Origin of the sequence: Microbacterium sp. NPDC076768 (assembly GCF_040687205.1) — a bacterium.
Taxonomy (GTDB): Bacteria; Actinomycetota; Actinomycetes; order Actinomycetales; family Microbacteriaceae; genus Microbacterium.
On record NZ_JBFBMU010000002.1, the window covers coordinates 74,255 to 96,932 of the forward strand.

A 22,678-nucleotide genomic window follows, 5' to 3' on the forward strand; every position below is an offset into this window, starting at 1 on the left:
GAACTGGGGGATTCGAACTGGGAGGGTCGCGCATCCGCGCCGCGGCGATACTGTCGCCGACTCGATCTTTTCGACTGCGCGGTTGAGTAGCGACTCCGCGCTCGGACGAGCATGGCCGGGGGAGTCACTGTGAAGAACACGAATTTTGGACGACGAGCGCGGGGGGCACTCGCATCAGCGCTGACTGCTGGCTTGCTGGTTGCCGGTTTGTCGGGGGCATCGGCCGGCGCAGCAGCGGAGGTTTCCGCATCGCCGCCACCGCTGTTGCAGCGGGATGAGAACGTCGTCACCGCCGATCCGATTCCGACGGTCCAGATCGACGACGGGTATGTGTGGGCGCAGACCACCATCGGAACAACGGTTTACGCCGTCGGGAAGTTCGACAATGCGCGGGAGCCGATGGCGGCGCCGAACACTTCTTTGACGGCGCGATCGAACGTGCTCGCGTACGACATCGTGTCGGGAGATTTGTTGCCATTCGCTCCAGAGGTCAATGGAGTCATCAAGGCTGTCGCCGCCTCGCCCGATGGATCGCGTATCTACATTGGCGGATCGTTCAACAGGGTCAACGGCGAGGACAGGTGGAACTTTGCAGCGCTCGACGCGGCCACTGGTGAGCTGATACCGCAGTTCGCGCCTGCGGTCGGCGGAACCGGAATCTACGCGATCGCCACAGCGGGCTCGACGATCTATTTGGGTGGCTTGTTTACCCAGGCCAACGGTGCCGCTCGAAACAATCTCGCGGCGTTGGACGACGCGCACGGTGCGTTGCAGACCTGGGCACCGCAGGCCAATCGCCAGGTCGATGCTCTGGTGATGGACCCTGCAGGGAGCAAAGTTGTCGTCGGCGGTCGGTTCTCCACCGTTGACGGAAGCGCGCTGCGCGGAGTCGCGGCGGTGAACAAGGCCACAGGTGCGGTGGACACCGACTGGGGCATCTCGAAGGTTGTCCAGAACAGCGGGAACAATAGCAATTCCGGCATCTTTGCGCTCGCAGCGGATGAGAATGCCGTATACGGAACCGGGTGGAGTTGGTCCCGCGGTGGGAATCTCGAGGGAACGTTCGCGGCGGAGCCGGACACGGGCGCGGTCCGGTGGATCGCTGATTGCCATGGCGACCACTACGGCGTCTACTCGACAGGCAAGGTCGTCTACACCACCAGTCACATGCACTCCTGCGACACGATGGGGTTGCAGCCGCAGCAGAACCCGGTCGTGTACAAGTACGCGGAGGCGTACACGGCAGATGCACGCGGCACTCTCGCGGCGAACACGTACTCCGGTTACACCAACTGGGAGGGAAACCCCGCGCCATCGGCGTACCAATGGTCTCCTGATTGGTCAGTCGGTAATCAGACAGGGCTAGGGCAGGCCGGGCTGTCGATCACCGGGGCCGGAGACATGATCTCGATCGGTGGGGAGTTTGCGGCTGTCAACGGCGGGCAATTTGAGGGGCTGGTGCGGTTCTCCACCAACCCGCCGGCTGGCGCGAAGAGCGGGCCGCGTCTTTCCGGGGAAAGCTGGACCCCCACGGTGGGCAACGCTTCGGTTCCGGGGAAGACGACGGTGTCGATCCAGACCAACTGGGATCGCGATGACCTAACGCTCACCTATGAGCTGTATCGCGAGGGAACGGTAGAACCTGTCGCGATCACGACAGCGGATGGCACATGGTGGAACCAGTCCACGATCACTCTCGAAGACACATCGGCGACGCCGGGTGAGTCGCCCAGCTACACGGTGGTGGCGAGAGACGCCGACGGTAACATCGCCACCAGCGCGAGCGTGCGCGCCATCTCCGCAGGAGGCACCGCTTCGGCGTATACGCGCACCGTGCTCGGCGACGGGCCTTCGCTGTACTACCCCTTGGGAGACATCTCCAAAGACTGGGCAGGTTCAAACGACCCAGTGAACGGGTGGGGAGCAACGGCTTCGTCGTCGGGGATCAAGGGGAGCGAAACCGGATCGACTTCCTTGAACGGATTTACGAGTGCCAGGGTGTCCTCGAACAACAGGGTCGCGGTATCGGAGGAATTTTCCACGGAGGTGTGGTTTAAGACGACGGCCTCAACGGGGGGATTGCTCATCGGCTCTGGGAGCGCCAAATCGGGAAGTTCTCCTACTCTCGATCGCGCCCTCTACATGACGAACAGCGGGGTCGTGAACTTCGGCGTGGCTGTTGGTCGCGCACGCCAGACGGTCGGATCAGGCAGGTCGCTGAATGACGGCAACTGGCATCAAGCAGTGGGGTCGCTGAGCGCGGAGGGGATGAAGCTGTACATCGACGGCGAACTCGTCGCCGCGGATGCGGGAGTCACCAAAGCCCAAGCGGGTCTCATGTACTGGCGTCTCGGTGGTGACCGTCTGACCGGCTGGCCGTCTGCTCCGTTTTCGAACTACTTCAGGGGTTCGTTGGATGAGGTGGCGGTGTACCCGTACGCCTTGAGTGAGGACCAGGTGCGGTCGCACTTCCAGGTCGGTGCTGGCTGAGCTTCTCTCCCCTCCTGCGCGTGCTTAGAAGTGAGTGCCCCCGTCGATGCGCACCTCGGTGCCAGTGATAAAGGCGCCGTCTTCGCTGGCAAGCATCGCTACGACTCCTGCGACAGCTTCTGGTCCGGCGAAACCTTGCCCAATTGCGGGCCCGAGCTTCATGAACAGGCTCATGTCGGCATCGGCGGGCAGGCCAGGACCGTTGCTTTGGTTGCTCTGGCCAGAGCCGTCGGTCATTCCGGAAGAGATCGATCCTGGCTGAACAGCCGTGAACCGGATGCCGCTCTTGGCGTACTCAGAAGCGAGTGCGTGGGTCATCGACTGCACGCCACCCTTGCTGGCTGCGTAGGCCGCCATGTAGGGGTGGGCGAAGTTGGCAGAAGTCGAACTGAAGTTCACGACGGCAGCCGAATTGCCTTCACTCAAAGAGGGAATCGCTTCGCGGATAACGAGGAATGTGCCGACGAGGTTGATGCGGATGACCTGCTCGAACTGCTCCAGCGACGTTTCGTGGGTGTGGCCCGAGCGCAGGATGCCTGCGGCGTTGACGACGACATCCAGTCCGCCCAGAGCGGCGACAGCCTCTGCGACCCCGGCGACGACAGACGCCTCGTCTGCAATGTTCATCGTCACGGTGCTCAGCCGCTCCGACAGCGCGCCTGCTTTGGCAACCGTGTCTTCGAGCCCGGCGACGCTGATGTCTGCTGCGACAACGTGGCCGCCTTCACTCAACATGCGTAGAACTGTCGCCTGGCCGATGCCAGAGCCTCCGCCGGTGACAAGTGCGCGGCGTCCTTCGTAGCGATTCATGTTCTTCCCTTCGTGGTGGGTCCAGTGGGTGTTCTAGGCAGACTATGCCTAGATGGCAGATTGTGCCAAGCGGCAAAGCTGAAGCCCAACGATCGTCGCTCCCGTACGCTGTGACGGTGGAAACCTCGACTCTCACCGAGCGCCGGAAGGCCGCGACGGAACGTGATATCGCGGCGGCCGCCGCTGCACTTTTTGCTGAGCAAAGCGTTGCTGGCGTGACGGCCGATCAGATTGCGGCGCGCGCTGGCGTCTCGGTGCGCACCTTCTATCGGTACTTCGCGCGCAAAGAAGATGCGATTACGCCGCTACTCACAATCGGGGCGCAACAGTGGCAGGATGCGTTCGTCGAGGTGGGGGAGCACTCGTTGCGAGAGCAGGTGCCTCGCATCATCGCTGCTCGCCTTGTCGAGAAGGACGACTCCTCGTTTGAGGCGATCCTGGGGGTTCTGCAGGGGCTGGAAGACGACGTTGCGCTACGCGACGTGTGGTTGCGCGTCAATGACGACTCAGAGCGGCGGTTGCGGGAGATTTTGCACGCAAGAGGGATGACGCCGTGGGAGGCGCGGCAGCTCGCCGCCATTGCCACGGATGCGATCAGGGTGGGGCTGGAGCAGTGGGCATCTGAGCCCGCGGGCCCCCGGCCGGCCGCCAGAGCGGTGGACGCGTTTCATGCGATGTCGCAGGGGCTTCGCGGTCTCGACTGACATCTTTCGTCTCGGTTGAGCCAACCTGTCATCACAGGTTCTATGCTGGGGCCATGAGCATTCCTGCACTTGAACTGAACGACGGCTATTCCATTCCTCAGCTCGGCTACGGCGTCTTCAAGGTGCCAGCGGCAGAGACGGAGCGCGCGGTGAGCGACGCTCTGGAGATCGGGTACCGGCACATCGACACCGCGGCGATCTACGGCAATGAAGAGGGCGTGGGGGCGGCGATCTCGGCCTCTGGCATTCCGCGCGACGAGTTGTTCATCACCACGAAGCTGTGGAACGACCGTCATCATGATGAGGAGCCCCGCGCTGCAATCGACGAGAGCCTCCAGAAGCTCGGTCTCGAAAAGGTTGACCTGTATCTCGTGCACTGGCCGACCCCGGCCAAAGACGACTATGTGCACGCATTCGCGAAACTTGTCGAGCTCCGCGAAGCTGGCCTGACGCGCAGCATCGGTGTCTCCAACTTCCTCGTTCCTCATCTCGAACGCGTGGTGACGGAGACCGGTGTCGTGCCGGCCGTCAACCAGATTGAGCTGCACCCCGCTTACCAGCAGCGCGACGTCGTTGCCTGGGGTGATGAGCACGGTGTTCGTACCGAGGCCTGGGGGCCGCTCGGCCAGGGCAAGTACGACCTGTTCGGCACTCCTGCTGTGGCAGATGCCGCCGCCGCTCACGGGGTCACCCCGGCGCAGGCGGTGCTGCGTTGGCACCTGCAGAAGAACATCATCGTGTTCCCGAAGTCGGTGCGAGCAGAGCGACTGCGCGAGAACCTCGATGTGTTCGGGTTTGAGCTGACCGATGCCGAGGTTGCTGCGATCGATGCGCTCGACCCGCTTGACGGCTCAGGCCGGGTGGGCTCCCACCCGAACGACGTCAACTAAGGCTCCGGCTTTTCGCTCAGATGACGCCCCGTGTCGCCGCGTGCGACACGGGGCTTTGTCGTGAGTAGCGTCGGAGGCATGACAGCTCCATTCCGCGTCGTTGCCGTGTCTGGATCCCTGCACGAGCCGAGCAAGACAACCGCGCTTGTGCGTGCGATCACCGCCGCTTTTGCTGAGCGGGCCGAGGTCGATGCGCAGGTCATCGAGTTGACGCGCATTGGCCCTGGCTTGGCGGGGTCCCTCCGTCGCGACCAGCTCTCGCCGGAAATCGAGGCAGATCTGCGCGCCATTGAGACTGCTGATCTTCTTATTGTGGGCAGCCCCGTGTACCGGGCGTCGTTCACAGGGCTGTTCAAGCACCTGTTCGACTTTGTTGGACAGTACGACCTGGTGGGAAAGCCGGTGCTTCTCGCGGCGACCGGCGGTGGTGAGAAGCATGCTCTGATCATCGAGCATCAGTTGCGCCCGCTGTTCTCTTTCTTTCAGGCGCTCACGCTTCCGCTCGGCGTCTACGCGAGCGACGCCGACTTTGCCGGATACGAGGTCGCCTCCGATGTGCTGCACGCGCGGATTGCGCTGGCGGCCGATCGTGCGCTGCCGCTGGTCGGCTACGCGGCATCACGGCCGGTGGAGCTTTTGGTCGGCTAGCACCCCTGTACACAGGCGTAGCGTGAGAGCATGACCAACCGGCTCGCCGACACACTCAGCCCCTACTTGCGCGCGCACGCCGATAACCCCGTCGACTGGTTTCCCTGGGGAGAAGCCGCGTTCGAAGAAGCGCAGCGCCGTGATGTTCCCCTGCTTATCTCGATCGGCTATTCCACCTGCCACTGGTGCCACGTGATGGCGAGAGAGTCGTTTGCTGACCCCGCCACTGCCGCCCTCATCAACGAGGGGTTTGTGGCCGTAAAGGTCGATCGCGAGGAGCACCCGCAGGTCGATGGGGCATACATGGCTGCTGCCTCTGCCTTTACGCAGAATCTTGGCTGGCCGCTCACCGTCTTTGCGACCCCGCGTGGGCGCACTTTCTATGCCGGTACCTATTGGCCTCCGGAGGCGAGAGCACCACTGCCCGCGTTTCGCGATGTACTCGCCGCCGTGAGAGAGGCTTGGAAGCTGCGTCGTGCACAGGCAGAAGAATCGGCAGACGCAGTGACCGCTGCGCTCGCCAGCGCTGCGGCAGCAACCTCCGCCGATGCGCCGGACGCCGCGGGACTAGCCAGGGCAGCACAGACGATCGCTCAGCGCGAGGACACACAGTTCGGCGGCTTCGGTGGAGCGCCAAAGTTCCCCGTCGCGACGACCTTGCAGTTTCTGCAGCACCCGCTCGTACGCGAGGTGGCGCCTGAAGAAGCGGCGGTGGCAGGGCGTGCGCTCGCCGCGATGGCAGGGTCAGACCTGCGCGATGAAGATGGCGGCTTCTTCCGCTACGCGACGCAGCGCGATTGGACGGTGCCGCACTACGAGCGGATGCTCATCGACAGCGCCCAACTGCTCGACGTCGCCCGTGATGCCGGTGACACGTCGACCGTGCGTGGCATCGCGTCTTTTCTGATTGGGGTGCTGCCCCGCGCAGCGGGCGGTTTTGGGGCAGCGCAAGACTCGGAATCAACAATCGAGGGGGAACGTAGCGAAGGCGGCTACTACCAGCGTCCTCTGGCGGAGCGCGCAGATCTTGAGCCTCCTGCCGTTGACGGCAAGGTGATTACGGGCTGGAACGGTCTGGCGATCGGGGCGCTTGCCCGCGCGGGGAGCGCCCTCGGTGAGCGCCGTTGGATAGCTGCCGCAGCGGAGGCAGCGAGCCATGTGCTTAGTACCAATCGAAACTCCGACGGAGCGCTGGTGCGCGCTTCCCTCGATGGCAGGGCCTCTGGTGCGGTGGCAACTGCTGGTGATCTTGCCCTCCTCGCCAACGGACTGTTCGCGTTGTCGCTCGCGACGGGAGAGGTGGAATGGGCGACGGTGGCGCGCGGCGTCCTCGATGATGCGATTGCCGGTAGTGGCGGAGACGACCCGATTCTCGCGGCGCAGGGCATCGCGACTTCCCCAGACCATACCGATGGTGACCTGCCCTCTGATGCGGCTGCCGTCGCTACTGCCGCACTCACTGCCTGGTGGATGGGAGCGGGCGATCGATATCGCGACGTGGCCGTCACGACCGTGCGTGCACTGGCTGAGAGGTCGCTCGCACAACCCTTCGCCCACGGCACGCTGTTGCGGGTGGCCGCAGGGCTCGTGCTGCCGCCCCGCCAGGTTGTCGCGGTGACGGCTTCGCCGGATACCGCACTTGCCAAGGCAGTCCGACATGTAGACGCGGAGGTTGTCGCCGTGGTCACGACCGAGCAGGCTGGCGCTTTCGCTGACGAGGGGTTCGAACTCTTCGAGGGGAAGCACGCACTCACGGAGCAGGTATACGACTGCCGTGGCTTTGTCTGCCAGCTCCCGACGGGAGATCCGGCAGCGGTGCTCACCGCACGCTGAGCGTCCTGCGCACAGACGACGCAGCATATCGCGTCATGACTGCCCGGCGCCTGGCATCCGTTTTAGTGTTGCGCGACCGTAGACGGCGCCGTCACAGCCGTTGCCGAATCACAGCAAGGACTCTCCGATTATGTTTTGCACCACTCGCGCCGGATGGGGGGTTGTCGCATGAGCGATGGCCGCGCAACCGAGCCGCCGGTAACCACGACGACGACTCAGGGACTGCAACCAGGGCTCACCCGCCGCCAGATCTCGATGATGGGGCTGGGCGGCGCGATCGGCGCTGGCCTGTTCGTCGGTTCTGGTCAGGCGATCAGCATCGCTGGACCCGCGGTGTTGGTGTCGTACCTGGTCGCAGGGGGCATCGTGGTGCTGGTGATGGCGATGCTGGCAGAGATGGTCGCCGCACGTCCGAGCTCTGGAGCCTTCAGCTCGTACGCACAGAAGGCGATGGGACGCAGCGCCGGGAGCGCTGTGGGGTGGCTCTATTGGATTCAGCTTGTCGTGGTGATCGCCGCCGAGGCCACAGGCGCTGGCGCGATCGTCGCGAACTGGACCCCGGGCATGCCCGGATGGGTATGGGTGCTGATCTTCGTTGTTGCTCTTACCGCAGTGAACCTGTTTGGGGTCAGTAACTATGGCCGGTTCGAGTTCTGGTTTGCGGCGATCAAGGTCGTCGCCATCATCGCCTTTCTCATCGTGGGGGTGTGTGCGATCCTCGGGCTCATCCCCGGGGTGGCGGCAACAGGTATTTCGAACCTCGTCGACAACGGTGGTTTTGCCCCCAACGGCATTACCGGTATCGCGGGTGCCCTGCTGATTGTGGTGTTCGCCTTCGGAGGTACAGAAGTCGTCGCCATTGCTGCAGCCGAATCTGATGACCCAGCGCGCAACATCCGGCGCATCGTCAAAGAAGTCCTGGTGCGCATTCTGGTCTTCTACGTTGGATCGATCTTTGTCATTGTTACGGTCCTCCCGTGGAACGATCCCGCCATCAAGGACGGCCCATTTTCGGCGGTCCTCGAGACGCTGAATGTGCCGGGTGTCGGTCTCGTGATGGATCTCATCGTGATCATTGCGCTCCTTTCGGCCATGAACGCAAACATCTACGGAGCTTCCCGCATGGCGTACTCACTGGGGGAGCGTGGTCTCGCGCCGCTCGCTGCAACGAGAGCGAGTGCGAAAGGGGTGCCGTTCGTTGCCGTGCTCGCCTCTGTCGCTTTTGGTTTTGTGACGGTGGGACTCAACTGGGCCTTTCCCGATGTGATCCTCCCGGCGTTGCTGAACGTCGTCGGCTCCACCCTGTTGGTGATCTGGACGGCGACGGCGGTCTCGCAGATCATTCTGCGGCGACGGGCAGACCGGGCTCACGAACAGATGCCGATGCGCATGTGGGGATTCCCCTGGCTGTCCTGGCTGTGTGTTGTGCTGCTTGTCGCCGTTTTCGCCCTCGCGATGACCGATCAAACGGCACGCACCCAGCTCTTGCTCACACTGGGGCTCACCGCGGCGCTCGTACTGATTGCACGCGCGACCAGAAGAACGGCGCGCCCAGGCATCGTGCGGGAGTAGCGCCTCAGACCCAGCCAGGCATCCAGTTGTGAATCATCCAGAAGTCGTACGGCACGCTCATGCCCATCCAGAGCGGCAAGAAGAACGCCGACACCAGCACCACGAAGACGAGGAACACCAAGACGGTGCGCTCGCCGGCGAGGCGTCGGGGGAGTGGATCTTGGCGCTTCCCCGCGATGATTCGCAGCGTCATCGCGAGTGCCAGCACGAGGAACGGCATCATCACGACGGTGTAGAACTGGAAGATTGTGCGGTCGGGAAAAAGCAACCACGGGAGGTAGGTGACCGCGAGCCCGACCAGCGGAATGCTCAGCTCAGCACCGATGGACTGCCGTGTGATCCATCCGCGCACCAGCCGGTACAGGAGGTATACGGCGGCAGCGACACCGCCGTACCAAATGAGCGGATTGGGAACGGCGGAGATCACCGCGATGCAGTTGTCGGCACCGCAGGCAGCAGGATCCGAATCGACCCACACTGCCGTCGGACGAAGAAGTAGGGGCCATTCCCACGCCGCGCTTGCGTAGGGGTGACCGCGGCTGAGCCCGACGTGGAAGCCGAGCATAGCTTCGTGATACTTCCACAGTGCGATGAGCGGGTTCGGGTCGCTTTGCCGGTCGTACCCTCCTGCCGTCACTAGCCAGCCGGTCCAGCTGATCAAGTACACCGCGAGCGCGGGGAACACCAACAAGACGAACGAGACGGGTCCCTGCCTGAATGCGGCAGACGAGGGCCACAGCACCACGCCAGCTCGGCGGCGGGCCAGTGCGTCTGTGACGACGACATACAACCCGAAACCAGCAAGAACATAGAGTCCTGACCACTTCACGGCTGAGGCTGCGCCCAGCGCCACCCCTGCGGCGATCAGCCACGGGCGGCGCCAGAGTACCGGTCCCCAGAAGGGGTCAGGTGCCTCGGGATCGCGACGCTCCAGGAGCGGAATCGTTCGTCGTCTGTCGAAGAGTATGAACAGCACCCCCAGCAAGACGAAGAAGGTCAGGATGCCGTCGAGCAGAGCGACTCGGCTCATCACGATGCTGAGACCGTCGATCGCCAGCAGGGTGCCAGCAACGGTGGCCACAACAAGAGAGCCGCTGAGATGCCGTGCGATTAGGTAGACAAGTAGCACCGATCCGGCCCCGAGGAGCGCCGTCGCCAAGCGCCAACCGCCGCTGTTATCCGGACCACCGATCGACATACCAAGGGCGATGAGCCATTTGCCCAGTGGTGGGTGCACAATGAACGACCCGACGTCAGAGAGCGGGAGGTTCTGGCCGGTGACGAAGGCAGCATTGGCATCCTCTCCCCAGGTGCCTTCGTAACCCAGAGTCCACAGTGACCAGGCATCTTTGACGTAATAGGTCTCATCGAAAGCGAGTTCGCGCGGGCGGGCGATATCGATCAGGCGCAACACAGCTGCCAGCGCGGTGACGACAAGCGGGGCGAGCCAACGAAGGGCTGGTCCCCACTCCTGATCACGGAGCACGCGATCGCGCAGGCGCCCGTAGCGCGTCAGGCGCTCCTCTGGTGAGGGAAGAAGGGGCGCTGGTTCGGTCACCGCTCCAGCCTAGACAACGCGTGCTCGGCATCGGTTGCGCCTTGCGCGCCTAAGCTGGGCGGGTGATCATTCTCGCCGCTACTCCGATCGGAAATCTCGGCGACGCATCGCGACGCCTCATCGAAGTGTTGCAAAACGCTGAGGTGGTTGTGGCAGAGGACACCCGCACCACGCAGCGACTCCTGAAGGCGCTGCAGATCGAGAACCGCCCCCGGTTGATCGCCCTGCACGACCACAACGAGAAGCAGAAGGCGGCGGAGCTGGCCGCGCTCGCCGCCGAAACCGACATTGTGGTGATGAGCGATGCGGGCATGCCCACCGTCAGTGACCCCGGCTACGGACTGGTCGCTGAAGCCGTGGCGCAGGGCGTGACGGTCACCGCCATTCCGGGGCCGAGCGCAGTGCTGATGGCGCTGGCCATCTCTGGCCTGCCGACAGATCGGTTCACCTTCGAGGGATTCCTGCCTCGCAAACCGGGTGAGCGGCGGTCCACCCTCCGCGCGCTCGCCGCCGAACCTCGCACGATGGTCTTCTTCGAGTCGCCCGCCCGGCTGACTGGCGCCCTCGCCGATATGGGAGCGGCATTCGGAGAGGATCGCCGTATCGCCGTGTGCCGTGAGCTCACCAAGTTCTATGAAGAGGTGCGGCGCGGCACCGCCGCTGAGCTGGTGGCTTGGGCAGAGGCTGGCGTGAAGGGCGAGATCGTCGTTGTGGTCGAGGGTGCGCCCCGTCGCGATGCTTCACCGGAAGATGCGCTGGCGCAGGTGCAGAAGCTTGTCGCCGACGGTATCCGGCTGAAAGACGCGGCCGGTGAGGTCGCAGGCCTCACCGGACTCTCCTCTCGTGACCTGTACCAGGCGGCACTGGCCGCACGCTCCGGCGGGGCATGACCGTGAGCAAAGCGGCAGTGACCCAGAATGCCAGCGCCACGCGGGGAGACCGCATCCGGTCGGCGGGAGCAGGCTTCGCGGCGACCCTCCTGGGAGCGGGGCTCGGCGAGCTCGTCGCAGCCCTCTTGCAGCCGAGTGCGAGCCCCTTCGCTGTCATCGGCGGTGGTCTGATCGACCTGGCCCCTAGCTGGGCGAAAGATACGGCGATCGCCCTGTTCGGCACTGGTGACAAGGCCGCGCTGCTTGTGGGCATCGCCCTGGTCCTTGCCGTTGTCTCCGGGGTTGCTGGAATGCTGGAGTGGCGGCGGGCGGGGCTCGGATCAGTGGTTCTTGCGGCGCTCGGCGTTGTGGCGGTCGTCGTTGCGATGACCCGCGCGGATGCCGGCACCTACGCCTGGGTTCCTGGCATTGTCGCCGGTGGTTTTGCCGCCGTCGCTGTGCGGGTGCTCGTACGTCTGCTTCGGCCTGTTCCTGACTTTTCTCCCACCGATGATGAGCGCCGTCGATTCTTGCTGTGGACGCTGGGCACAGCAGCCGCTGGAGCCGTGGCACTCGTGGTGAGCAACGTCGCTCGTGGCGCTTCGCAGTCGATCGAGGCCGTGCGAAATGCGTTGCGGCTCCCTGCAGCTGCGACACCCGCTGCTCCTGTCGCTGCCAGCGCCGAGCTAGGGGTACCGGGGCTTGCGCCAGTGGTTACTCCCAACATCGATTTCTACCGCATCGACACCGCGCTGGTCATCCCACGTATCGATCCAGCTGAATGGTCACTGCGCATCCACGGCATGGTTGAACGAGAAGTAGTGATCTCGTGGGATGAGCTGCTGGCACTCCCCATGCAAGAGGCTGATGTGACGCTGGCGTGCGTCTCCAACGAAGTGGGGGGCTCGCTGATCGGTAATGCGCGCTGGCTGGGATACCCGGTGCGTGAGTTGCTGAAGCGCGCGGGCGTCGATGCAGACGCAGACATGGTGCTCTCCACATCGGCAGACGGCTTCACTGCCTCCACTCCACTTGAGGCGCTCACCGACGACAGGGACTCGCTTTTCGCGGTCGGCATGAACGGCGAGCCGCTGCCGCTCGCGCATGGGTTCCCTGTGCGGATGGTTGTTCCAGGGCTGTACGGCTATGTGTCGGCGACAAAGTGGGTCACCGAACTAGAGGTCACGCGCTTCGACAAGGAGGCCGCGTACTGGACCACGCGCGGCTGGTCTGCGCGCGGACCCATCAAGCTGCAATCGCGCATCGATGTGCCACGGCGAGGACAAACGCTCTCGGCTGGTGACACGGTTATCGCCGGGATGGCGTGGCAACAGCAGGTAGGAATTGCGGGGGTGGAGGTGCGCATCGACGACGGTCAGTGGGTGGCTGCCGACCTCGCCACCGCCATCTCCGCCGACACCTGGGTGCAGTGGAGTGTGCCGTGGACAGCGGAACCAGGAACCCACACCATTGAGTGCCGCGCCCTGAGCGCCAACGGCGAGACGCAGACGTCTGAACCTGCGGCAGTAGCTCCAGATGGAGCTCAGGGATGGCACCGTGTTGAACTCTCTGTGACGTGAGCATGACGTGAGCGCGTAACCATCGGACCGACCCCGCTTAGAATTGCTCCATGCCCGCAGGCGACTCTTTCTACATCACCACGCCCATCTACTATCCGTCCGATGTGCCGCACATCGGTCACGGCTACACGACGGTGGCGGTCGACACGCTCGCCCGCTGGCACCGCCAGGCGGGGGACGACACCTGGATGCTCACGGGAACGGATGAGCACGGCCAGAAGATGCTCAGGGCTGCGGCGGCAAACAACGTCACTCCGCAGGAGTGGGTCGACAAGCTTGTCAGCGAGAGCTGGTTCCCGCTGCTGACGACGCTTGACGTCGCCAACGACGATTTCATTCGGACGACTCAGGAGCGCCACGAAACAAACGTGCAGGTGTTCTTCCAGCGGCTGTATGACCGCGGATACATCTATGCAGGCGAGTACGAAGCGCTTTACTGTGTGGGCTGTGAGGAGTTCAAGCCGGAGTCGGAGATCGTCGATGGCACCGGTCCCTTCGAGGGGCTGAAGGTCTGCGCGATCCACTCGAAGCCGCTGGAACTGTTGCAGGAGAAGAACTACTTCTTCAAGCTCAGCGAGTTCCAGGATCGCCTGCTCGAGCTCTACAAAACTCAGCCTGACTTCGTACGCCCGGATTCGGCGCGCAATGAGGTCGTGTCGTTTGTGAGCCAGGGGCTGAAAGACCTCTCGATCTCACGCTCGACGTTCGACTGGGGTATTCCGCTGCCGTGGGACGAATCGCACGTCATCTACGTGTGGGTCGATGCGTTGCTGAACTACGCCACCGCTGTCGGATACGGCTCGGATGAAGAGACGTTCGAGCGTCGCTGGCCCGCCTACCACGTGGTCGGAAAAGACATTCTGCGCTTCCACGCCGTCATTTGGCCTGCACTGCTCATGGCTGCAGGCCTCGAAGTACCCCAGGGCGTCTTCGCTCACGGGTGGCTGTTGGTCGGTGGCGAGAAGATGTCGAAGTCGAAGCTCACCGGTATCGCCCCGACAGAGATCACCGATGTGTTCGGCTCAGACGCATACCGCTTCTACTTTCTGTCCGCGATTGCATTCGGCCAAGACGGATCGTTCTCGTGGGAAGACCTCTCTGCGCGGTACCAGGCCGAGCTCGCAAACGGTTTTGGCAACCTCGCCTCTCGCACCACGGCGATGATCACGAAGTACTTCGATGGCACGGTTCCTCCTGCCGCCGAATACACACACAAAGACCTCGTGATTCAGAAGATCGTCGCTGACGCCGCATCGAAGGCAGATGCTGCCGTCACACAGTTCCGTCTGGATGAAGCAATTGCCGCGATCTGGACGATTGTTGACGCCCTGAACGGCTACATCACCGAGAACGAGCCGTGGGCGCTGGCGCGCGATGAAGACCAGCGCGCGCGTCTCGGTACTGTGCTGTACACGTGCGCTGAAGGTCTGCGCGCCCTCTCCGTGCTGCTCTCGCCGGTGATGCCGCAGTCCACAGAGAAGCTGTGGGTTGCTCTCGGTGCGGACGAAGCGCTCGGAAAACTCCAGGATCAGCCGATTCGTGACGCAGGCACCTGGGGTGTTCTTCCCGCAGGCACCGGTGTCAGCAGTCTTGCGCCGCTGTTCCCGCGGGTTGAATCCACGGCCTGACGCGTGGCAGAAACATACGTGCGGGAGCGCTCAGGCGACGGGCGCAAGGATCTGCGGTACCCGGCAGCGCCAGAGCCGCTGGCCGTGCCTGTCTACGACAACCACGCCCATCTTGAGATTGTTGATGGCCCTTCGACAGGCTCAGGGACCCCTTCGACAGGCTCAGGGGCCGAGGGTGGATCAGGGGCCGAGGGTGGCTCAGGGGCCGAGGGCAGCTCAGGGACCGGCTCGCTGACGCTTGTCGAGCAGCTCGACCGGGCTGAGGCGGTGGGGGTTGTCGGCGTCGTGCAAGCATCGGGCGACATCGAATCGTCGCGGTGGGCTGTCGAGGCGGCAGAGTCCGACCAGCGGGTCCTCGCAGCGGTTGCGATTCATCCCAACGATGCGCCGACCTATGCCGAGCAGGGCATGTTGGACGAAGCCATCGCGGTGATCGATGAACTCGCCGCGCACCCGCGCACCCGTGCGATCGGTGAAACGGGGCTCGACTTCTTTCGCACAGCGCCAGAGCGACAGGGACCGCAGTTCGAGTCTTTCGAGGCGCACATCGCGCTGGCCAAGAAGCATGGCATCGCGATGCAGATTCACGACCGCGAAGCGCACGATGCGGTGTTGGAGACGCTGAACCGGGTGGGAGCGCCTGATCGCACCGTGTTCCACTGTTTTTCTGGTGACGACGCGATGGCACGGCTCTGCGCACAGGAGGGTTTCTATCTGTCGTTCGCCGGCAATGTGACCTTCAAGAACGCGCAGAATCTGCGTGATGCACTGAAGGTAGCCCCTCTGGAGCGAATTTTGGTCGAGACCGATGCTCCCTTCCTCACTCCTGTGCCGCTCAGGGGGCGGCCGAACGCGCCGTACCTCGTGCCGCTCACTGTGCGCTTTATGGCGGCGGAGCTGGGCATCGACGTCGATGAGCTCTGCGGCCAGCTGGCCGAGAACACCCTGCGGGTCTACGGCTCGTTCGCCGACTGACCTCTGGCGGGAGCGAACGCCAGCGGTAGGGGAGAATGGACGAATGACAGTCACCCTGCTCGGCGCCACCGAGATCCGCCGCCTCGCCGCTGAGCTCGATGTCACTCCGACGAAGAAGCTCGGGCAGAACTTTGTCGTCGATGCGAACACCGTCCGTAAGATCGTGCAGGCCGCGAAGGTGCAGCCGCACGAACGCGTTGTGGAGGTCGGGCCAGGTCTCGGATCCCTCACCCTTGCGATTCTGGAAACGGGAGCGGCTGTCACTGCCGTCGAGATTGATCACCGTCTCGCGGCTCGACTGTCCCAGACAGTTACTGAGCACGGCGTCGATCCCGAGCGGCTGACGGTGGTGGATGCCGATGCGCTTCGCATTACCGAGCTACCGGGGGAGCCAACCGTGCTGGTGGCGAACTTGCCGTACAACGTCTCTGTGCCTGTTTTGCTGCATTTTCTCGAGAACTTTTCGTACCTCACGCGCGGCGTCGTGATGGTCCAGGCCGAGGTGGCAGAGCGACTGGCGGCCAAGCCAGGGTCGAAGATTTACGGCTCACCGAGTGTGAAGGCCGCCTGGTACGGGGAATGGAAGCTCTCGGGCAACGTCTCCCGCCAGGTGTTCTGGCCGGTGCCCAATGTCGACAGTCTGCTCGTCGGTTTCGATCGGTCAGAAGGAGAGCGCGGCACGGAGGAGGAGCGACGTCGCACCTTCAAGATTGTCGATGCCGCCTTCAACCAGCGTCGAAAGATGCTTCGTCAAGCTCTGTCTGGCATCTACGGCAGCTCGGCTGCCGCCTCTGAGGTGCTGATCGCTGCGGGGGTCGCGCCGACCGCTCGCGGCGAAGACCTCACCGTCGAGGATTACCAACGCATCGCCGCGCAGGGATCCACCGACTAATCTGGCACAGTGACCGATTCCCCCCGCTTTCGCCCAGATATCCCAGAGCTGCACCGTCCGTACTCCGCGGACGAGAGCCGTTATCAGCAGTTTGCCTACCGCCAGGTAGGGACTTCCGGGCTTTACCTGCCGCCGATTTCGCTGGGGCTGTGGTGGAACTTCGGCGACAACATTCCGCTCGATAACCAGCGCGCACTGTTGCGCCACGCGTTCGATCGCGGCATTACTCACTTCGACCTGGCGAACAATTACGGCCCGCCATACGGCTCGGCCGAGAAGAACTTCGGGCGCATTTTCGCCGAAGACTTCCGTCCGTACCGCGACGAGCTGATCATTTCGTCGAAGGCTGGGTGGGACATGTGGCCGGGGCCATATGGGGACTACGCCAGCCGCAAGTACATCCTTGCCAGCGCTGAGCAGTCGCTCACTCGTATGGGACTGGATTACGTCGACATTTTCTATTCGCACAGGGTCGACCCTGTGACGCCGATCGCCGAGACGATCAGCGCCCTCGACACGCTCGTGCGTCAGGGCAAGGCGCTCTATGTGGGCATTTCTTCCTACAGCGCCGAGCGCACGGCAGAGGCAGTGGCCGTGGCGAAAGAGCTTGGCACGCCGCTCATCATTCATCAGCCGGCCTATTCGATCCTCAATCGCTGGGTTGAAGACGGGCTCACGGAGACGCTTGAGCAGTCCGGTCTCGGCGCGATCGCTTTCACGCCGCTGGCACAGGGACTCCTCACCGACAAGTACCTCGGCGACGGCACAGCACAGCGTGCTCAGACCCGCGGATCTTTGCCAGAGGGGCGCCTCAGTGACGAAGCAGTACAGACTCTTCGCTCGCTGAACGAGGTCGCGCAGGGTCGTGGACAGTCCCTGGCGCAGCTGGCGTTGCAGTGGACCCTTCGAAACCCCGTCGTCGCCTCCGCGTTGATTGGAGCGTCTCGCCCCGAGCAGCTGGACGAGAACATCGCCGCCGTGAACGGCCCCGCTTTCTCAGCGGAAGAGCTCGCACGCATCGACGAGCTCGCTGGCGGGATCGACGTGAACCTGTGGGCAAAGTCTTCGGAGCTGTGACCAGATCATGAGCCAGGCCGCGTTCACTGACTCCGTACACGTGCGCGCCCCGGGGAAGATCAATCTCTTCCTGGGGGTGGGGGAGCGCCACGACGACGGCTACCACGCGCTGGCGACGGTTTTTCAAGCCGTCTCGCTCTACGAAGATGTGATCGCACGCCCCGCTGACGACTTCTCGGTCGAGGTTTTCGGCGTAGACGACATCGGCTCGGTGCCGCTGGATGACCGTAACCTCGCCATGCGGGCGGCCAAGCTACTGGCCGCTGCGGCGGACTACCCCGGCGGTGTTGCGCTGGAGATTCGCAAAAGCGTGCCGGTGGCCGGGGGAATGGGTGGGGGCTCTGCTGATGCTGCTGCCGCCCTCGTCGCGTGCGACGCACTCTGGGGCACCGGCTTTTCGCCGTCTCGTCTGCACGATCTCGCCGCGCGACTAGGGGCTGACGTCCCTTTCGTGCTGCACGGCGGCACGGCTGTCGGAACAGGCCGTGGCGATCAGCTCAGCCCGGCACTGGCCCGTGGTCGGTTCGACTGGGTGCTGGTGCCGAACGACCGGGGGCTCTCGACGCCTGTGGTCTACGGGCGCCTCGACGCTCTGCGTGACGAGGAGGGTGCGCTCGCCGATGAGCCTTCGCTGTCGCTCGACGTGCCGATTCCGGTTCTGCAAGCACTGAGGTCGGGGGATCCCGTACAGCTGGCCGCGGCTTTGGAGAATGATCTGCAGCCGGCGGCCATCTACGAGCGACCTGACCTCGCGGAGACCATCGCGCGAGGAGTCGCGGCCGGCGCGCTGCAGGGCATTGTTTCGGGGTCTGGCCCCACGGTGGCGCTGCTGTGTCCTGACCCTGAGGTCGCGCGAGACGTGCAGTACTCCCTTCGCGAGGTGGGGTACGACCCCTTGCATGTGCATGGTCCTGTGCCAGGCGCGCGCATCATCGGCTGAGTCTCGATCAGCCGCCGTCCGCCCGGCGCGCGTGCTCCGGAATGTGGACAGAGATGCGGGGCCATGCCTCGGCAGACATAATAAAGTGACGATGTGACCGTGCGCATGCGAGGAGGCAAGTGATGTCCAACGCCTCTGATCGCGCGCGGCTTCCGAGTATTCGAGACGTGGCACGGCTGGCCGGAGTCTCGCATCAAACGGTTTCTCGCGTGCTCAACGATCATCCGAGCATCCGCCCAGAGACGAAATCCAAAGTGCTCGATGCGATCTCGGTTCTGGACTACCGGCCCAACCTCGCAGCGCGCGCGCTGGTTACCAGCAGGTCGAACGTGCTCGGGATTCTGTCTGCCACTATCGGGGAGTTCGGGCCAACATCGTCCATCGCTGCGATCGAAGACGCGGCGCGCGAAGAGGGGTACTCGGTCTCGACGCTGAACCTCGGCGACACCACGCCGGAGGCGATCGGCAACGCAGTGCGCCAGCTTTCGCGCGAACAGGTCGATGGGATCGTGGTGCTGGCACCGCAGGTGCGGGTGTTCCATGTCTTGCGCGGCATGTCTGTGGAGATGCCGTTCGTCACCCTCCAAACTGCCTCGGGGTCTGACGGCGTCAGCCTGGCCGCTGACCAGGTCGCTGGCGCCAAGGCGGCGACGGCGCATCTCATCTCCCTCGGACACACCGACATTCTGCACCTCGCTGGGCCGCAAGACTGGATCGAAGCAGAGTCGCGGATGCGCGGATACCTTGATGGGCTTCGCGAAGCCGATCTGCCGACTTTTCCGCCGATTCGAGGGGACTGGTCTGCCGATTTCGGCTACTTTGCCGGCAAAGAACTGTCCCGCCGCCGCGACTTCACTGCGGTGTTCGCGGCAAACGATTTGATGGCCATCGGGTTGCTTCACGGATTCAGGGACTCCGGGCTGCGGGTGCCTCACGACGTCAGCGTCATCGGCTTCGACGACATTCCCGTCGCCGCTCACGTCGCGCCGACGCTCACGACTGTCCATCAAGACTTCCCCGAAATTGGGCGGCGTGCCGTGCGAATTCTGCTCGCACAGATCCGTGGGGAGCAGGTGCCGGAGTTCGGCCAGCTGCAGACGCTGTTGCGCCTGCGGGAATCTGCCGTGTCACGGTAGCGAAACGAAATCGCTCAGCGGACTTGACAGAGGGCCGTTGGACATATTTGATGTAAATCAATGTGAACGGTCACATCGAAGGTGACCGCACGTCTCGAGGAAGATCCGTGAGCACTACAGCAACGTTGCCTACTGTGTCAGGCCCCATTTTGGAGATGCGCAGCATCACCAAAGAATTCCCAGGGGTGAAGGCGCTCGCCGACGTCTCCATCACCGTTCGCAGTGGCGAGATTCACGCCATCTGTGGTGAGAATGGCGCGGGCAAGTCCACCCTCATGAAGGTGCTGTCTGGGGTGTACCCGTATGGCTCCTACGACGGCGACATTCTGCTCTACGGCGAGGAGCAGCGCTTCAAAGACATTGCGGCCAGCGAGCAAGCAGGCGTCGTCATCATCCACCAGGAACTGGCGCTGATCCCTGAGTTGTCGATCACCGAGAACATCTTCCTCGGCAACGAGATCTCCCACCTGGGGCGCATCGACTGGAAAGCGCAGAAGCAGCGCACCACTGAGCTTCTCGCTCGCGTCGGCCTGAATGAAGACCCCGACGCGCAGATCAAGACTCTCGGCGTCGGCAAGCAGCAGCTCATTGAGATCGCGAAGGCGCTCAATAAAGACGTGAAGCTTCTGATCCTCGACGAGCCGACAGCTGCGCTCAACGAGAATGACTCCCAGCACCTGCTTGACCTGATCCGCGGCCTGAAGAGCAAGGGCATCGCGTCGATCATGATCAGCCACAAGCTCAATGAGATCGAGCAGGTGGCCGACGAGATCACGATCATCCGCGATGGCCGCACGGTCGAGACGCTCGACATCTCCCGCGGCGAGATCAACGAGGACCGCATTATTCGCGGCATGGTCGGTCGCTCGCTCGAGAGCCGGTACCCGGACCGCGAGCCGGAGATCGGCGAGGTGTTCTTCGAGGTCAAGGACTGGTGGGTGCAGCACCCGACCGTTCCAGAGCGCATGGTCGTCAAGGGGTCGAACATCAACGTGCGTCGCGGCGAGGTCGTCGGCATCGCGGGGCTGATGGGCGCAGGTCGTACCGAGTTTGCGATGAGCATCTTCGGGCGCTCGTATGGCACGTTCCTCTCCGGCACCATGATCAAAGACGGCCAAGAGGTGAAGCTCTACGATGTGGCTTCCGCCATCAAGCATCGCCTCGCCTATGTGAGCGAGGACCGTAAAGTTCTCGGGCTCAACCTGCTCGACACGATCAAGCGTTCTGTGGTCGCTGCGAAGCTCTCCAAGATCTCCAAGCGAGGCGTGGTCGATTCCCGCGCTGAGTTCGCGGTCGCGGAGGAGTACCGCAAGGTGCTGCGAGTCAAAGCGCCTTCCGTAGAAGAGGGCGTGGGCAAGCTGTCTGGCGGCAACCAGCAAAAAGTGGTGCTGGCGAAGTGGATGTTCACCGACCCCGACCTGTTGATCCTCGATGAGCCGACCCGCGGCATCGATGTCGGAGCGAAATACGAGATCTACGCGATCATCAATCAGCTCGCGGCGCAGGGCAAGGGCGTCATCGTCATCTCCAGTGAGCTGCCAGAGCTTCTCGGAATCTCCGACCGCATCTACACAGTCTTCGAAGGTCGGGTCACCGACTGCATCCCGGCCGATCAGGCGACACCCGAGGCCCTCATGCGCAGCATGACCTCCGCGACTCAGAAAGCATCCGCATGACCACCGACACCACTTCCGCGAAGCGCGGCTTCCACTTCAAGGACATCACCAAGATGTTCGGCGGTGGAGGCACCTCGTCGCTGCGTCAGTTCGGCATTCTCGGCAGCCTGATCGTCATCATCGTGCTGTTCGAGATTCTGACACTGGTGCGCAACGGACCAAACGGCGCCACGTTGACCTCAGGAAACCTGATCAACGTCATCAACCAGTACTCCTTCATCCTGATCCTCGCGATCGGCATGGTGATGGTCATCATCATGGGTCACATTGACCTGTCTGTCGGTTCCGTCGCGGCATTCACAGGCATCATCGTCGCGAAGTCGATGACCGACTGGAACCTCCCTTGGCCGCTGGCGATTCTGCTCGGACTCGCCGTCGGCGCCGCCGTGGGTGCGTGGCAAGGCTTCTGGGTCGCCTACGTCGGGGTGCCGGCGTTTATCGTCACCCTTGCGGGCATGCTGTTCTTCCGAGGCGCGCAGCAGTTCATCGGTTCGGCGCAGACGATCCCGGTTCCCAAGGGGTTCCAGATCATCGGAACGGGCTACCTGCCCGAGGTGGCGCTGCCAGTGCCCTTCAACGTTCCCACCATGCTTCTTGCGCTCGTCGCCGTCGCCTGGCTGATCGTCTGGGAGATCCGTACACGCCGCGTGCAGCACAAGATGGGTTCAGAGACGGCGCCTGTGTGGGTGAGTGTCGTGAAGGTCGTGCTGCTGTCGATTGTTGTTATCGCCGCCGCATGGATGTTCGCCACCGGTCGCCCTGGCACCAGCTTCCCCGTGCCAGGACTCATCCTGCTTGCGCTTGTCATCATCTACTCCTTCATTACGAGCAACACCGTGTTCGGTCGTCACATCTACGCCGTTGGTGGCAACAGGCAGGCCGCTCGTCTGTCTGGTGTGAAGGATCGCTGGGTCGACTTCTTCGTCATGATGAACATGTCGATGCTCGCAGCGCTGGCTGGCATGATCTTCGTCGCTCGGTCGCAGGCCTCTGGACCGAACGATGGCACCGGCTGGGAGCTAGACGCGATCGCTTCGGTGTTCATCGGTGGCGCGGCTGTCTCCGGCGGTATCGGTACCGTGATCGGTTCGATCATCGGTGGTCTCGTGATGGCGTTCCTGAACAACGGTCTTGCGCTGCTTGGTCAGGGTGCCGACGTGGTCGCCATGATCAAGGGTCTCGTGTTGCTGTTCGCCGTCGGCATCGACGTCTGGAACAAGCAGCAGGGCAGGCCGTCGATCATCGCCTTCATGACCCGCCAGTTCGGTAGCAAGAAGGATCCGGCTACCGAAACGTTCGACCCGCAGGCGAACTACCCCACCAGCCAGAAATACGAAGCCCCCGCCGTCGACGAGACGCGCGGAAAGTAGGGGTCGAATCGCGTGCGCACGCGCGAAAAG

Annotated in this window: 18 protein-coding genes; 16 read left to right on the plus strand and 2 right to left on the minus strand. The window is 63.4% G+C overall.

The genetic code is table 11. From position 1 onward, the window contains the following. Window positions 1–129 precede the first annotated feature (129 nt). Entirely contained in the window at window positions 130–2,490 is a 2,361-nt protein-coding gene (locus AB0O87_RS06815) for a LamG-like jellyroll fold domain-containing protein (protein ID WP_363513183.1), read from the plus strand. Window positions 2,491–2,514: 24 nt separating this feature from the next. On the opposite strand, the gene AB0O87_RS06820 is transcribed toward AB0O87_RS06815, so the two are convergent. Next, complete coding sequence (locus AB0O87_RS06820; RefSeq protein ID WP_363513186.1) at window positions 2,515–3,300, minus strand: SDR family oxidoreductase; 786 nt, start codon at window positions 3,298–3,300, stop codon at window positions 2,515–2,517. Between the two features lie 116 nt (window positions 3,301–3,416). On the opposite strand from AB0O87_RS06820, the gene AB0O87_RS06825 reads away from it, so the two are divergent. The 5 genes from AB0O87_RS06825 (at window position 3,417) to AB0O87_RS06845 (ending at window position 8,947) form a co-directional block, all read left to right on the plus strand. Next, the gene (locus AB0O87_RS06825; RefSeq protein ID WP_363513189.1) at window positions 3,417–4,004 is read left to right on the plus strand and encodes a TetR family transcriptional regulator; all 588 of its coding nucleotides are present in this window, start codon (window positions 3,417–3,419) and stop codon (window positions 4,002–4,004) included. A gap of 53 nt (window positions 4,005–4,057) precedes the next feature. Beyond that, window positions 4,058–4,894 (plus strand): aldo/keto reductase, encoded by an 837-nt coding sequence (locus AB0O87_RS06830; protein ID WP_363513192.1) that lies wholly within the window; start codon window positions 4,058–4,060, stop codon window positions 4,892–4,894. A gap of 78 nt (window positions 4,895–4,972) precedes the next feature. Beyond that, window positions 4,973–5,542 (plus strand): FMN reductase, encoded by a 570-nt coding sequence (gene msuE, locus AB0O87_RS06835; RefSeq protein ID WP_363513195.1) that lies wholly within the window; start codon window positions 4,973–4,975, stop codon window positions 5,540–5,542. Between the two features lie 30 nt (window positions 5,543–5,572). Then, window positions 5,573–7,375 carry a DUF255 domain-containing protein gene (locus tag AB0O87_RS06840; protein WP_363513198.1) on the plus strand — a complete coding sequence of 601 codons (1,803 nt, stop codon included), beginning with the start codon at window positions 5,573–5,575 and terminating at the stop codon, window positions 7,373–7,375. Window positions 7,376–7,543: 168 nt separating this feature from the next. Next, entirely contained in the window at window positions 7,544–8,947 is a 1,404-nt protein-coding gene (locus tag AB0O87_RS06845) for an amino acid permease (protein ID WP_363513201.1), read from the plus strand. Window positions 8,948–8,951: 4 nt separating this feature from the next. Here AB0O87_RS06845 and AB0O87_RS06850 read toward each other — a convergent pair whose 3' ends face one another. Then, window positions 8,952–10,505 carry a phospholipid carrier-dependent glycosyltransferase gene (locus AB0O87_RS06850; protein ID WP_363513204.1) on the minus strand — a complete coding sequence of 518 codons (1,554 nt, stop codon included), beginning with the start codon at window positions 10,503–10,505 and terminating at the stop codon, window positions 8,952–8,954. Between the two features lie 62 nt (window positions 10,506–10,567). On the opposite strand from AB0O87_RS06850, the gene rsmI reads away from it, so the two are divergent. The 10 genes from rsmI (at window position 10,568) to mmsB (ending at window position 22,648) form a co-directional block, all read left to right on the plus strand. Continuing rightward, window positions 10,568–11,395: a 16S rRNA (cytidine(1402)-2'-O)-methyltransferase gene (gene rsmI, locus AB0O87_RS06855; protein ID WP_363513207.1), complete on the plus strand. Its 828-nt coding sequence runs from the start codon at window positions 10,568–10,570 to the stop codon at window positions 11,393–11,395. Beyond that, complete coding sequence (locus AB0O87_RS06860; protein ID WP_363513210.1) at window positions 11,392–12,954, plus strand: molybdopterin-dependent oxidoreductase; 1,563 nt, start codon at window positions 11,392–11,394, stop codon at window positions 12,952–12,954. Before rsmI ends, AB0O87_RS06860 begins: the two co-directional genes overlap by 4 nt. 50 nt (window positions 12,955–13,004) lie before the next feature. After that, window positions 13,005–14,582, plus strand: a complete 1,578-nt coding sequence (metG, locus tag AB0O87_RS06865) for a methionine--tRNA ligase (RefSeq protein ID WP_363513213.1) — start codon at window positions 13,005–13,007, stop codon at window positions 14,580–14,582. A gap of 3 nt (window positions 14,583–14,585) precedes the next feature. After that, on the plus strand, window positions 14,586–15,557 hold the full coding sequence (locus AB0O87_RS06870; RefSeq protein ID WP_363513216.1) for a TatD family hydrolase: 972 nt from the start codon (window positions 14,586–14,588) through the stop codon (window positions 15,555–15,557). A gap of 43 nt (window positions 15,558–15,600) precedes the next feature. Beyond that, window positions 15,601–16,449 (plus strand): 16S rRNA (adenine(1518)-N(6)/adenine(1519)-N(6))-dimethyltransferase RsmA, encoded by an 849-nt coding sequence (rsmA, locus tag AB0O87_RS06875; protein ID WP_363513219.1) that lies wholly within the window; start codon window positions 15,601–15,603, stop codon window positions 16,447–16,449. Window positions 16,450–16,458: 9 nt separating this feature from the next. Then, the gene (gene mgrA, locus AB0O87_RS06880) at window positions 16,459–17,526 is read left to right on the plus strand and encodes an L-glyceraldehyde 3-phosphate reductase (protein WP_363513222.1); all 1,068 of its coding nucleotides are present in this window, start codon (window positions 16,459–16,461) and stop codon (window positions 17,524–17,526) included. 7 nt (window positions 17,527–17,533) lie between these two features. Further along, a complete protein-coding gene (locus AB0O87_RS06885) occupies window positions 17,534–18,466 on the plus strand; it encodes a 4-(cytidine 5'-diphospho)-2-C-methyl-D-erythritol kinase (protein WP_363513225.1) in 933 nt (310 codons plus the stop codon). A 122-nt stretch (window positions 18,467–18,588) separates the two neighbouring features. Further along, complete coding sequence (locus AB0O87_RS06890; protein WP_363513228.1) at window positions 18,589–19,602, plus strand: LacI family DNA-binding transcriptional regulator; 1,014 nt, start codon at window positions 18,589–18,591, stop codon at window positions 19,600–19,602. 155 nt (window positions 19,603–19,757) lie between these two features. Beyond that, entirely contained in the window at window positions 19,758–21,278 is a 1,521-nt protein-coding gene (gene mmsA, locus AB0O87_RS06895; RefSeq protein WP_363516117.1) for a multiple monosaccharide ABC transporter ATP-binding protein, read from the plus strand. Beyond that, window positions 21,275–22,648 (plus strand): multiple monosaccharide ABC transporter permease, encoded by a 1,374-nt coding sequence (gene mmsB / locus AB0O87_RS06900; RefSeq protein ID WP_363513231.1) that lies wholly within the window; start codon window positions 21,275–21,277, stop codon window positions 22,646–22,648. The genes mmsA and mmsB overlap by 4 nt, the downstream gene beginning before the upstream one ends. The last annotated feature ends 30 nt before the right edge of the window (window positions 22,649–22,678 follow it).